This window comes from Amycolatopsis sp. H20-H5, from assembly GCF_035828755.1.
GTDB lineage: Bacteria > Actinomycetota > Actinomycetes > Mycobacteriales > Pseudonocardiaceae > Amycolatopsis.
Map to the genome: position 1 here is coordinate 1 of NZ_JAYMZS010000057.1, position 12288 is coordinate 12288.

A 12288-nucleotide genomic window follows, 5' to 3' on the forward strand; every position below is an offset into this window, starting at 1 on the left:
TCGCCGTGGTGATCGCCGCGACCACGACCAGCCCGGTCGCCCACGCCGGGAGGGCCTGCCCGCTCAGCGTCAACAGGATGCCGTTGGGGTCGGTCGTCTTCGGCAGCGTCAGCACCGCGGCGAACCCGAGGATCATGGGCAGCAGCAAGCAGATGGCGTAAACGGGCATCCAGGTGTAGTTGCGGCGCAGCACATCCGGACCGCGGGCCGACATGGTGGCAGGCCACGTGTGCGGCAGGGTCATCAGGCCGACGCCGATGGCCGAGACCAGCATGCTGGTGATGAACCAGGTCTGGTCCTGGGGTCCGGAGTGGATGGTCAGCAGCCGCGGGTGCAGTTCGCTGATCTTGCGGAACACCCCGGGGATCCCACCGGCGAAGTGGGCCGGAACGGCGATGATCAGCACCACCAGCACGACCAGCATGATCCCGTCCTTGAAGTACGACGTCGTCGCCACCCCGCGCAGGCCCGCCCACAGCACGAACGCCACCACCAGCACCGAACCGGCCACCATCGACCAGGTGCTGGACGCCGCGTCGCCGGTGACCAGCCGCACGATCAGGCCCAGCCCGGTGATCTGCAGTTGCAGATATGGCAGCACGAACAGCACGCCGAGCACGGCTGAGACCGTCCCGAGCAGCTTGCTGCCGTACCGGTCTTCGAGGAAGTCTCCCTGTGTGAGGTAGCCGTTGCGCTTTCCCAGCGTCCAAAGCCTTCTGGCCAGGAAGAACAGCAGGATGTAGCCGATCGGGACGTACGGCAGCGCGTACATCGCGGCCACCCCGCCGCCGAACGCCAGCCCCGCCATGCCGAGGAAGGTGAACGTGGTGAAGATTTCCCCCGCCTGCAGGAACCACATCGCGAGCGGGCCGAACTTCCGTCCGCCGACAGCCCATTCGGCCAAGTCCGCGGTCGGCCTGCGGCGGCCCGCGAAGCCCAGCACGCCGATCAGGGCGATCCCGGCGAACGTCATGACGAGGATCGTGGTCATTACTCGTCCCCCTCGTCCGGTCGCTCCCGGCGCATGAGCCGCTCGGCCGCGAGGAGGGCGGGCGTGCACAGGAGGCACCAGGCGGCGCCCCAGACGAGCATTCTGGGCAGGCCGAGCCACAAGCCGGTCGTGTTGACGAAGGGCAGGAACGGCATCAGCGCCAGCGCGAGCGCCGGGATCGCCGGTATCAGGTGGTAAGGGCGCATCGGCGCCTCCTCTGGTGCGTGGTCTCCGAGACAAGGTGCAGAGCGGAAGTCAACCTCAGCGCGCCCGCTCAGCGGGTGGCCGCGGCCGACGTTCCCCCGTTCGGGTTGGTGAAGCCGACCAGGATCCGGCCGGTGGTTTCCGGCAGCGGGGTCAAGCCCGGCGACACCGTGATCACCCGGCGATCGAGCACCTTGCCCGTGTTGTCCACAGTGAACACATGTGCCGTGCCGTTTTCCCCCGCGGCCAGGAAACCGGGGCCGAGCCACACCGGCTTGGCCGCCGGGGCACCGCCGAGCGGGAAGCCCGTGCGCACCGCCTGGTCGATCGACTGCGGTGAGTCCACCGAGGCAAGCACCTCGAGCGGCAGGACGGGCGCGGGCGGCGCGACCGGCCGGTCCGCGGGTGGCGTGTAGCCCGGCAGGCTGGCCCGGCCCCAGCGGTACGGGTCGCCCTGCACCCCGCCCCAAGTCGACCAGCCGAGCCGGGTCTTGCCGGTCTTGTCCTGGGTGTCGGAGTCGTACACCAGCACGTTCAGCCCGACGCCGGCCGGATCGATCGCCCCGGGCAGCGCGGACATCGGCACGGCCACCTCGACGCTGTAGCCGTGGTAGGGCGAGCTGACTTTCGACGCCACCCGCACGCCGGTGGCCGCGCCCTGGCGATTGTCCGCGTCGCGGACCCCACAGGGCGGCCCGCCGGCGGTGACCGGAAGCGCCGCGAGTTTGAACGTGGTCGACGTGTTCTCCGACGTGCCCCGCGGGTCGACCGTCAGCTCGATCGAATCGGTGCGCCAGTGCCGCTTGCAGTCCGTCACCGCGTCGAGTCGGGTGCCGAGCTTGTCGTCGGTGACCGTGACCAGCGCGTAGAGCGTGTCGTCCCGCCACGAAAGCCGCGCCGTCGCGGAACAGTCCTGAGTGGACGCGCATTCGGTGCCTTCCCAGCGTGACGAGACGTTCAGCGGCGGCCCGGGGTACTCACCCGATCCGGCGACGCCGTCGATCTGGGGTGCGACCGCCGCCATGGGCACCGTCGTGGACGGGACCAGCTCCAACGCCCCTCGCGCCGACCCTGCCAGAGCCCCGTCCGGCTTGACGTGCACGGTGTACTGGTGATCGCCGCCCCGCATTCCGGTCGGCAGCGCGGCATCTGTGTTGCGCACGGAGAACCGGACCGTCTTGCTCGCCCCCGGCGCCAAACTCTGGAACGGCTGGTCCGCTCCGGCGGTGAAGCCCGCGGGCGGCGTGATGCCGACGGTGCCGGAGTAGGCCTGCTGTCCCCGGTTCCGGACGGTGATGTCGAGGTCGCGGCGGCCGCCGACGGGCATCGCCTGAACCGCGGGTACTCGGTCCGCCAGCTCCGGATGTCCCGCCGCGCGTGCCCAGTCCTGGTACTCGGCCAGTTGCGGCAGCAGCGCGGGCTCGGCGACCACGGGCGAGACGACCTCAACGAGCGCCTCGCTGCTCCCGGACCGTCCGTTGTCCCGCGACAGGGTGACGGGTAGCCGGACCTTGCCCGGCTGGGCGTCGGCAGGGGCGGTGACGGTGAACTCCCGGCCGCCGCCGGTCACCGTCCAGCCTGCGGGCGCCGAAAGCGACACACGGCCGGGTGATGCCGTGACGCCGACCTTGACCGATGAACCCGGGGTCATCGTGTACTGGGCGGGTTCGGCGGACAGTGTCGTGCCCAGCGGGAGTGCCCCCGGCAGGAGCGCGCCTTCGAGGAGCCCATCGGCGTCCCTGCTGTCCACGCGGTAGGGCACACGACTCGCTACTTGGGTGAAGTACTCACAGCCGAGCTGCGCCGGATCCTTCGGAGCGTCCGGGAAGGACGCCCAGCCTTGGCTGGCGTACTCCCGTTGCGCCTCCTTCTCCACCTGCGCCCAGGTCTCGCCACCCGGGGACCGCCGTCCCGGCCAGACACCCCACGTCCGGTCGGTGGGCTCGTCGGGGGTGAAGTCGCCGACGCAGGCCGGGCCGAGGTTCCGGCCTCCCCGCAAGCCGTCGGTGAACAGTCGTGACACCGCCCAGGTCCGCAGGTGCTCGCCCGTCAACTGCTCCGGATACGAGGAAGGGTCGGCGGCCGCGTGGTAGGCCGCGATGGCCAGCCGCGCCGCGAACTGGTGGTTGCCGTGGTTGCCAGGCGTTGGCGCCGGATCCATGGTGAAGACCACTTTCGGCCGCGTCTCGCGGATCACCCGGACCAGCTTGCCGAGAGTGTCCTCCTGGCCCCAGGCCTGTGCCGTCAGCGGTGAGCTGACGGTGTAGAAGAAATCCGGCTTGTCGAGGTTGAGCACGTCGCCGATATCCGCTTTGGCGACCGCGCGGCGTTCCTCCGCCTCCCGGATCATGCCGAGCTCCGGGCCCTCCTGCGGGCCGACGGCGCTCCCGCCGCCCTCGCCGCGGGTGATGGTGACCACCCCGGTGCGGAGCCGGTGTTCGGCGTTCAGCCTGCCGAACGTGGCGAGGCTGAAGGCTTCGTCGTCCGGGTGCGCGCCGACGTACAGCACGTCGAGGTGTGCGGGACCCGATCCCTGCGAAGCCCGGGTGACGGGTGTCGCGAAGAAGAGTGCCAGTACCGGCAGGAGAACAGCCCAGCGCATCACAGGTTTCTTGACCATGTCGTCTATCCCTTAAGCGAGCCGTCGACCAGCCCGCGGATGAAGTGCCGTTGAAGGAACAGGTAGAGCAGCACCACCGGCAACGCGACCAGCACGGACGCGGCGGCGAGCAGGGAAACGCTCGTGGTGGCCTTGCCGGAGAAGAACTGCAGGCCGAGCGGCGCGGTGCGGAGTGCCTCGCTGGTGATCATCACCCTGGCGAGCAGGAACTCGTTCCACGTCCACATGAACACCAGCACCACCAGCGTCACCAGCGCCGGACGTCCCATCGGCAGCAGCACCCGCCAGAGCGTCTGCCAGTGCCCGGCGCCGTCGAGGCGGGCCGCCTCGACCACGGCCCGCGAGGTGGAGGCGAAATAGGTGCGCATCCAGAACGCACCGAAGGCCACCGATTGCGCGACCTGCGGGAGGATCAGGGAGAAGTACGTGTCGGTGAGCCCGAGGTCTCGAAGGTCGAAGTACAGCGGGACGACGACCGCCTCCCCTGGCACGGTCAACCCCAGCAGGAGCAGCGCGAAGAGGAGGCCGCGGCCGCGGAATCGCATGGTGCCGAAGGCGTAGGCCGCCAGTACCGAAAGCACCACCGTCGAAACGACCACGGCGACACTGACGATCAGGCTCGACGTCAGGTAGCTGCCGAATCTGGCCTCGGTCCAGGCCGCCGCGAAGTTCTCCCAGTGGATTCCGCCCTGGCCCAGTTCGGTCGAGCGCAGTGCGGTGACCAGGATCGCCGCCATCGGGTACAACGCGAAGAGGGTGAAGACGATCAGCACGGTGTACGTGCCCGCGCGTTCCGCCCTGGAGGTTTTCATGCTCGCTGTCCTCCGGTGATCCGCGTGATGGCGAAGGTGATGGAGAAAGCGAGCACGGTGATCACGATCCCGATCGCGGCGGCCGAGCCGACCTGTCCACTTTGGAACGCGCGGTGGTAGATCTCGTACGCGGGCACGGTGGTGGACCCGCCCGGCCCGCCGAGCGGGGTCATGATGTACACGAGGTCGAACGTGCGCAGCGCCGCGATGACCGTCAGCGTCAGCGCGACGCCGATCTCGGCGCGCAGCGCGGGCAGGATGACGGCGCGGAACTCGGTCCGTGCCAGGGCACCGTCCAGGCGGGCGGCGTCGAACAGCTCACCGGGGATCTTGCCGATGCCGCCGAGGAACAGCACGGTGGCCAGCCCGGTCTGCACCCAGGTCCCGACGACGCCGACGGCGAGCAGTGCCGTGCTCGAGTCGCCGAGCCAGGCATGGGCCAACCCGTCGAGCCCCACGGCTCGCAAGACGTCGTTCAGCGCGCCGTCCGGCGAGAAGATGCGTTGCCACGCGACGGCGACCACGACCATCGCGACGACCTGCGGCAGGAAGAACGCGGTCCGGAAGAAGGCGAGCCCCCGCACCTCGAACCGGTGCAGCGCGGTCGCGAGGACCAAACCGATCGATACCGGCAGCGCGGCGAAGAAGACGAGGAGAACAGCGACATGGCCGAAGGCCGCGATGACGCCTTCGCCGTCGACCAGTGCCGCGTAGTTTCCCAGCCCGATCCACCGGCCGGGGGTCAGCCCGTCCCAGTCGAACAAGGACAGCCATCCGCTGTGCAGCAACGGAATCAGCAGGAAGACGGCGTAGACGAGGAAAGCGGGCAGAATATACAGATATCCGACCCGGCGTGGCTCACCGGCCGCCATGACTTGCGTCCAGATCCGCCTGCAACTTGTCCAGGAAGCCGTTCAGCGTGAGCTGGCCGCTCATCAGCTGCTCGACGCCGCCCGTCACCACTTCGTAGGCGTCGTTGGTGGCGTAGTCCAGGTACGGGATCATCGCGTTCGACGAGGACGCCTTCAGCCAGCCGTCGAAGACCTCCCGCTGTAAGCCCGTCGCCGGTTGGCCCGCCACGTCGAACACGGGCAGGCCGCCGTTCTCCGCCTGGACCTTCATGGCCTCGGCCGAGGTGATGAAGTCGAGGTAGGCCGCCGCCGCGTCCGGGTTCTTGGTCTTCGCACCGATAGCCCAGGGGATCCCGGTCCCGCCGGTCACGCTGACCTCGCCGTTCGACTGCGGTGGGGGAAGCAGGAAACCGACCGAATCGTGCATGGAGGACCGCAGGTCGGGCATGAGCCACGTGCCGTCCACATGGAAGAGCCCTTCGCCCTTCGTGAACTTCGCGGCGGAGTCGTCGCCCTTGAGACCGGCGAACCCCGGCGTCAGATAGCTCCGGCCGACCCAGTCGAGCAACTGCTGCGCGGCCATCCGGTTCGCTTCGGTCTTCCAGGACGCACCGGGGCGCCCGGTCGCCAGTCCGAGCTGCTCGTCCGGGCCGCCGAACCGGTGCATGCCCAGCGTGAACAGGTGCGGTGCGGCGCTCTTGTCCAGGTTCCCGAGCTGGATCGGCAGCACACCGGCGGCTTTGGCCTTGGCCAGTGTCGCGTCGAACTCGCCCCAGGTCTTGGGTGGCTGCAGGCCGAGCTTGGCCAGGATCGTCTTGTTGTAGTAGATGCCGACCAGTTCCCCGGTCTGGGGGACGCCGTACAGGTTGCCCTCACCGAGTACGTCTCCGGTGTCCGGGTAGGTGGCCAGCCGCCACACCGGCTCGGGGAACCGCCGCTCCCAGCCGTAAGCCCGCGCGAAGCCGTTGAGCGGCAACAGGAGCCCGGCCTTCACGAACGCGCCCATGTCCTGCTTGCCGTTGTTCACCTGGACGACGTCGGGGGCGTCGTTGCCGGTCAGGCCGAGTTTGAGGGTGCTGCGCAAGTCGTCGAACGAGCGCGGGACCCGGTTGAGACGCACGTTCGGGTAGCGACGCTGGAACTGCTCGTTCAGTGTGGTGATCTGCTTTTCCTGGCCACCACGAACTTCCTGGTCCCAGATGGTGAGCGTCACCTGCCCCATGGCGGCGACGTCCTTCTTGACATCGCCTGCCTGCCGGTTGACCGGTCGCGAGCCGGAGGAACCGGGGGCGCAGGCCGCGAGGACGAACATCGCGGCCAGCGCGGCGAACGCGAGCTTCTTCACGCGATACCTCGCAGGCCGATGGTCGCGCTCGCCCGCCGCACCCGCGTTTCGCCCCGGCTGCGCAGGAGTTCGTCGAGGAACGCGTACCCCTGCAACGCGCTCTCGTCCCGCCTGCCCACGAGGCTCCACCACGCCGCGATGTCGCTCCACCCGGGCGCCGACTGCGAACCGCCGAAATGCTGGACGGACAACGCGGCGCACACGTTCGCGAAATGGACCCGGTCGCTCAGCGGCCAGCCTGCCAAGGTGCCCACGACGAATCCGGCGCCGAAGACGTCACCGGCGCCGGTCGGATCCAGCGCGGCGACGTTCAAGCCGTGCACTTCCGCCGTTTCGCCCGTGGCGGAGTCCACCGCGTAGGCACCGTTCGAGCCGCGGGTCACCACGACCACCGGCACGATCTCCGCGAGCTTCGCCGCGGCTGCCTTCACATCGTCGCAACGCGTGTAGGCGGTGGCCTCCACACTGTTGGGCAGGAAGACGTCGTACCCGTCGAGCATCTGCCGCAGAGTGGCAGCTTCCCAGCGCTGGGTGGGATCCCAGCCGACGTCGGCGAACAGCAACGAACCCTGTTCTTTCGCGGTGCGTACCCAGTTGTCGGTGTGGAGGTCAACGTGCACGAAACAAGACCGGGTGCGGGGTGGCGGCGTCAACAGGTCGTCAGCGGTCACCGGGGCCGGATGGCCGTGCGTGACCATGCTGCGATCTCTTTCCACCGCCATCGAAACCGTCAGCGGTGAATGCCAGCCGTAGAAACGGCGTGAATGGCTGAGGTCCACACCTTCCTGTCCGGCGAGCACCTCCCAGCAGAAATCACCGTAAGCGTCCTCGCCGAATGCCGCGGCCAGCCCAGTGTGCAAATTCAGGCGGCGCAGCGCGACGGCGAGGTTGGCGATTCCGCCGGGGCTGGAGCCCAGTCCGGTGGCCCATACTTCGGTTCCGCACTTTGGTAGCTGGGGTAATCCAGCGAAGATGATGTCGAGGAACACGGTGCCGGACAGCAAAACGTCCAACTCCGGCTCGGCGGGATCTGGCATCGGTTGAGCTCCTCTCCGAACTCGTGCAGTCTGCACCGGAAAGCACAAGAATGACAAGGTGTGACTAATAATAATCGGCAAGAGCAGCCGATACGCAGCGAAATGAATGATAATGTCTTTTTGTGCTTTCGCAGCGGCGTCACGCCGAAATCCTCCGCATCCTCGCCCGCGACGGGACGGTGTCGGCCGCCCAGCTTTCCCGTCAGCTGGGAGTGAGCAGTGCGACCATCCGGCGTGACCTGATCGTCCTCGAACAGGAGGAGAGACTCAGCAGGGTGCACGGCGGTGCGGTGCTGAACCCGGCGGCCGAACCCTCCTTCCGGCAGGTCGCCCGCGCTGAATTCGGCGGGAAGGAGGCGGTCGCCGATGCCGCCGCCACGATGATCCGCGACGGCGACTCGGTGCTGCTGGACATCGGCACGACGGTCCACCTGCTGGCCAGCAGACTGCACGGCCGCGCCATCACGGTGCTGACCAGCAATCTCGCCGTCTACGAGGAACTGGCCGACGATCACGCGGTGGATCTGGTCCTGCTGGGCGGGATGGTGCGGCGCAACTATCGTTCCACGGTGGGGTTCCTGACCGAGGACGCGTTGCGGCAGGTGCGTGCGAACCGGCTGTTCTTCGGAACCAGCGGAGTCCGGGCCGACGGCTCGGTCATGGACGACACCGTGGTCGAGGTCCCGCTCAAGCGCGCCATGCTGGCCGCCGCGGACCAGGTGGTGCTGCTCGCCGATTCCGGCAAGTTCCCCGGGCGGGGGCTGGGCCGGGTGTGCGGCATCCCGGAGATCGACATCCTGGTGACGAATGCCGGCTCGGGAGTGCCGGTGCTCGGACTGATGAGAGAGGGCGGGGTCACCGTGATCGAGGCATGAAGCTGGTCATCTTGGGCGGGGGTGGATTTCGGGTTCCCTTGGTGCACCAGAGTTTGCTGTCCGATCCCGGCCGCATCGTCGACGAACTCGTCCTCCACGACCTCGCGGGTGATCGGCTGCGAGCGATCCGCGCGGTGCTCGATCAGCAGGCGGCCGGACGGGCCTGGCGGCCACGGGTGCGCGCGACGACGGATCTGGCCGAGGCCCTCAGTGGCGCGGACGTGGTGTTCTCCGCCATCCGGGTCGGTGGGCTGCACGGCCGGTGCGTCGACGAGCGAGTGGCGCTCGCGCAGGGCCTGATCGGGCAGGAGACCGTGGGGCTCGGCGGCATCTGCTACGCGCTGCGCACCGTTCCGGTGGCGCTGAAGATCGCCAGGAAGATCGCCGCGCTGGCGCCGGACGCGTGGGTCATCAACTTCACCAACCCCGCGGGGGTGATCACCGAGGCGATGTCGTCGGTGCTCGGCGACCGCGTGATCGGCATCTGCGACTCACCGGTCGGTCTGTGCCGTCGCGTCGCGGGCGCGCTGGGCCTGCCCTTTCAGGACCTCCGGTTCGACTATCTCGGCTTGAACCACCTCGGCTGGCTGCGAGCCGTGTGGGCAGGCGACGACAACAGGCTGCCTGAGCTGCTGTCTGATGAAGCCGCGTTGACTTCGTTCGAGGAGGGCAAACTCTTCGGCCCGAACCTGCTGCGCGCACTCGGCGCCATTCCCAACGAGTACCTGCACTATTACTACTTCCGGCGCGAAACACTCCAGCAAATGAGGCAGCAGCACGTGACCCGCGGCCAGTTCCTGCGGACCCAGCAGCAATCCTTCTACCTGCGCGTCGAGGATGCACCGGACGTCGCGCTGCGAACGTGGCAGGCCACGCGAGCGGAGCGTGACAGCACTTATCTGGCCGAAGCCAGGGCTGTCGCCGGTGCCGAGGAGCGCCAGGCGTGTGACGTCGACGGCGGAGGCTACGAGCAGGTCGCGCTCGCCCTGATGGCCGCACTCATGACCGATCGTCCCAGTACGCAGATCCTCAACGTGCGAGCGGGCGGCGCCGTGCCAGGAATGGACGAGAACGCGGTGGTCGAGATTCCCTGCACGGTGGACGCCAAGGGGCCGCGCCCGGTGCCGGTGGCCACTGTGGACCACCACAGCCTCGGCCTCATGCATCAGGTGAGAGCCGCGGAACGGGCCGCCATCCGCGCGGCGACCACCCGAAGCCGCGAGCAGGCGCTGTACGCCATGGTCACCCATCCCCTGGTGGATTCGGTCGCGGCCGCCGAACGGGCACTGGACGGCTATTGCCGTGCCTTTCCCGAACTGGCCGACCTTGCCCGGTTCCGGTGATGTCTCGAGTTCGCGGGGCAAAGTCCATCGCGTCGAGCAGGAAGAACTCCCCGATGGCCGGGATCATGATAGATAAATTACCACCGTGCCAACCAGGCTATTTCACCATCGCCGGTTGACTGCCCCAAATCCTGTCGATACTTTGTTGCTGGCAAATTCCGATAATTCGAATTCCAAAAGGTGAGAAATCTTGCGAAAGTACCTGAGTCAGGCCCTCGTGGTAACGGCTGTCACCGCAGCCGCCTCGGCAGTACTCGTGCTCGGTGGTGGGACTGCTTCCGCCGCTCCCGCCAGCGCGGGGCAGTGCAACGAGGGCCAGTTCTGCATTTGGCAAGGATCGAACTACAGCGGTCGCTTCGATCGCATGTACCCCAGCTACGGAGACGGTTGCGGCGAGACGCCGTTCAGAGCAGTTTCGGTTTGGAATCGCAGTGGCGTGACGGTGGAGGTCTTCCACGGTTCGAACTGTTCGGACGGCGGCACGCCGATCTACCCTGGCGAGTACCACGCCGGTGGTGACTACTTCAACAGCAATTGGTCATAGTGGCTCCCTGTCTCGGGGTGTGACAGGGAACGTCGGCCGTGTCAGGATCCGTGTTTCGGCTCCTGGCACGGCCTTTTCCCTGGGACAGGGATGGTTTTTCGGGTGGTACACAGGGCATGCCGGTATCCGTTTTCCCATGATTAGCTGGCAGCTTGTGCGGTTTTCCACGGGGAATACGCTGTCCGCGTCCGAGACACCGGATCTCCGACGATGAGCCGCGGGCGCAAGCCGATCTTTCGGCGTCGCGGCCCTCCCTGTTCCACGACGACACCCAGCCTCTGCCCGCGCTGGAGGTGGCGCCCGGCCGCTGTCGAGTTCCGTCTCCGTTTCGGCTGACGACACGGCCGCCAGGTCGCCGGAAAACGTTCCGGCCCCGGCGAAGCGGCGAACCGAGTCGGCCTCCCGCGGTACGCCGGTCTGGCCGGGCTGAAGCCGGATGAGCACGGCGTGGGTGCTCGTGCAGCGGAACATGCATCCGTCGTCGGCGGAACAACGTGCAACAAAAGAATCGCCAAAATACGATGGCCGATCCCGCTTGATAGCGCGTGAACAGCTTATTGGAACGCGCTTTTGCTGTTAGCGTTGCCGCCAGACTGGTGCCGGGGATAGCTCGCAGAGATGGGAGCGAGGAAGAATGACTGAGGAGAACAGTGCGGTCCGCGGCCATTTGACCTGGATCACCGCCGCGAAAGAACCGGTCGATCATGCGGTCTCCGAGACCGGGCTCGCCTGTGGTATCGCGGCTGGCGGCGTTTTCCTCGCCCTTTGCGGCCTGTGGTTCGGTGCCGCGTCGATGGCCGCCGAGCCTGGCGGCGTGTGCGAGGCGTGCCACGCCGTGGTGGCTCCCCCTGTCCCGGAGCCCCGCCGTCGTCCCGCCGCGCACCGTCCACTGTGGCGCCGCGTGGTGACCGTGAAAGGCCCTTGGCGGGGGATCGGAGCGTGAGAACGCCAGCGTCACCGTGGGCCGACGAGCGATGTCGCGCCGTACGCGGGGAGGCTTTGCAGTACGTCGCGAACGGCTGGGGTGTCGTCCCCGGTTCCGTGTGGAACGGCAGGCGCTACACCCTCGGGCATTGCCCGAGCTTCGTCGACGGCCTGGTCCCGGTCACCTTGTCCGGCCGGACACTGCGCTCGGCGCGTGAGGTCTGGTCGTGGTGGTCGGTGGCCCCGTACGGGGTGCTGATCAGGGCGGAGGAGGACGTCGCGGTGCTCACCGCGCCGAGGAGTCTCGTGGTCAGGGCACTGAAGCGGCACCATCCGGCGATCCGGCGCTGCCCGGTCATCCTGGGTCCCTTCGGCGCCCGGCTGCTCGTGTCCCGCCAGACGCCGCTGAGGAAAGAGCTGCGGGACGATCTGCTCGTGGGCATGATGCCGGCGACCTCGTGTGTCGCGTTGCCGCCCACGAAGGTCCCCGCCGGTTCGCTCAGCTGGCTCCGTGACCCCAGCGAACTCGGGTACCGGCCGGGCAACGCCGACGCGGTCCAGATCGCGCTCGTCGATGCTCTCTGAATACGGCTCTCTGAATACGCTCTCTGAAAGGACGACGCCCTGAAGGCCACCATGACAGCGTTAAACGCCGTGAAGGCTCCCATCAGGGCACACGGCAAGCCTGGGGTGGCGACTGAAGGGGACGCGGCCCCAGGCGCCAAACTGGACGACATGACAT

Annotated in this window: 12 protein-coding genes; 5 read left to right on the plus strand and 7 right to left on the minus strand. The window is 67.9% G+C overall.

Annotation, left to right across the window (positions count from 1 at the left end; all coding sequences use genetic code 11):
• The 7 genes from QMK34_RS27375 to QMK34_RS27405 form a co-directional block, all read right to left on the minus strand.
• A partial coding sequence (locus QMK34_RS27375; protein ID WP_326417330.1) for a sodium:solute symporter family protein occupies nt 1–991 on the minus strand: 991 nt, incomplete at its 3' end.
• Nucleotides 991–1197, minus strand: a complete 207-nt coding sequence (locus tag QMK34_RS27380; RefSeq protein ID WP_326417331.1) for a hypothetical protein — start codon at nt 1195–1197, stop codon at nt 991–993. The genes QMK34_RS27380 and QMK34_RS27375, both read right to left, overlap by 1 nt.
• Before the next feature lie 68 nt (nt 1198–1265).
• Nucleotides 1266–3815: a sugar-binding protein gene (locus tag QMK34_RS27385; RefSeq protein WP_326417332.1), complete on the minus strand. Its 2550-nt coding sequence runs from the start codon at nt 3813–3815 to the stop codon at nt 1266–1268.
• 5 nt (nt 3816–3820) lie between these two features.
• Nucleotides 3821–4627, minus strand: coding sequence for a carbohydrate ABC transporter permease (locus QMK34_RS27390; protein ID WP_326417334.1), 807 nt, complete (start codon nt 4625–4627; stop codon nt 3821–3823).
• A complete protein-coding gene (locus QMK34_RS27395; protein ID WP_326417335.1) occupies nt 4624–5499 on the minus strand; it encodes a carbohydrate ABC transporter permease in 876 nt (291 codons plus the stop codon). Before QMK34_RS27395 ends, QMK34_RS27390 begins: the two co-directional genes overlap by 4 nt.
• Complete coding sequence (locus QMK34_RS27400) at nt 5486–6823, minus strand: extracellular solute-binding protein (protein WP_326417338.1); 1338 nt, start codon at nt 6821–6823, stop codon at nt 5486–5488. Before QMK34_RS27400 ends, QMK34_RS27395 begins: the two co-directional genes overlap by 14 nt.
• Nucleotides 6820–7860, minus strand: a complete 1041-nt coding sequence (locus QMK34_RS27405; RefSeq protein WP_326417340.1) for a carbohydrate kinase family protein — start codon at nt 7858–7860, stop codon at nt 6820–6822. The genes QMK34_RS27400 and QMK34_RS27405 overlap by 4 nt, the downstream gene beginning before the upstream one ends.
• A 122-nt stretch (nt 7861–7982) precedes the next feature.
• Between QMK34_RS27405 and QMK34_RS27410 the strand changes: the two genes are divergently transcribed.
• From QMK34_RS27410 to QMK34_RS27430, 5 genes are all read left to right on the plus strand, one after another.
• Nucleotides 7983–8735, plus strand: a complete 753-nt coding sequence (locus tag QMK34_RS27410) for a DeoR/GlpR family DNA-binding transcription regulator (RefSeq protein ID WP_326417342.1) — start codon at nt 7983–7985, stop codon at nt 8733–8735.
• Nucleotides 8732–10078, plus strand: a complete 1347-nt coding sequence (locus QMK34_RS27415; RefSeq protein WP_326417343.1) for a 6-phospho-beta-glucosidase — start codon at nt 8732–8734, stop codon at nt 10076–10078. The genes QMK34_RS27410 and QMK34_RS27415 overlap by 4 nt, the downstream gene beginning before the upstream one ends.
• 190 nt (nt 10079–10268) lie before the next feature.
• Nucleotides 10269–10622: a peptidase inhibitor family I36 protein gene (locus QMK34_RS27420; protein ID WP_326417344.1), complete on the plus strand. Its 354-nt coding sequence runs from the start codon at nt 10269–10271 to the stop codon at nt 10620–10622.
• Nucleotides 10623–11256: 634 nt separating this feature from the next.
• Entirely contained in the window at nt 11257–11565 is a 309-nt protein-coding gene (locus QMK34_RS27425; RefSeq protein ID WP_326417346.1) for a hypothetical protein, read from the plus strand.
• Nucleotides 11562–12131 (plus strand): hypothetical protein, encoded by a 570-nt coding sequence (locus tag QMK34_RS27430; RefSeq protein ID WP_326417348.1) that lies wholly within the window; start codon nt 11562–11564, stop codon nt 12129–12131. The genes QMK34_RS27425 and QMK34_RS27430 overlap by 4 nt, the downstream gene beginning before the upstream one ends.
• The last annotated feature ends 157 nt before the right edge of the window (nt 12132–12288 follow it).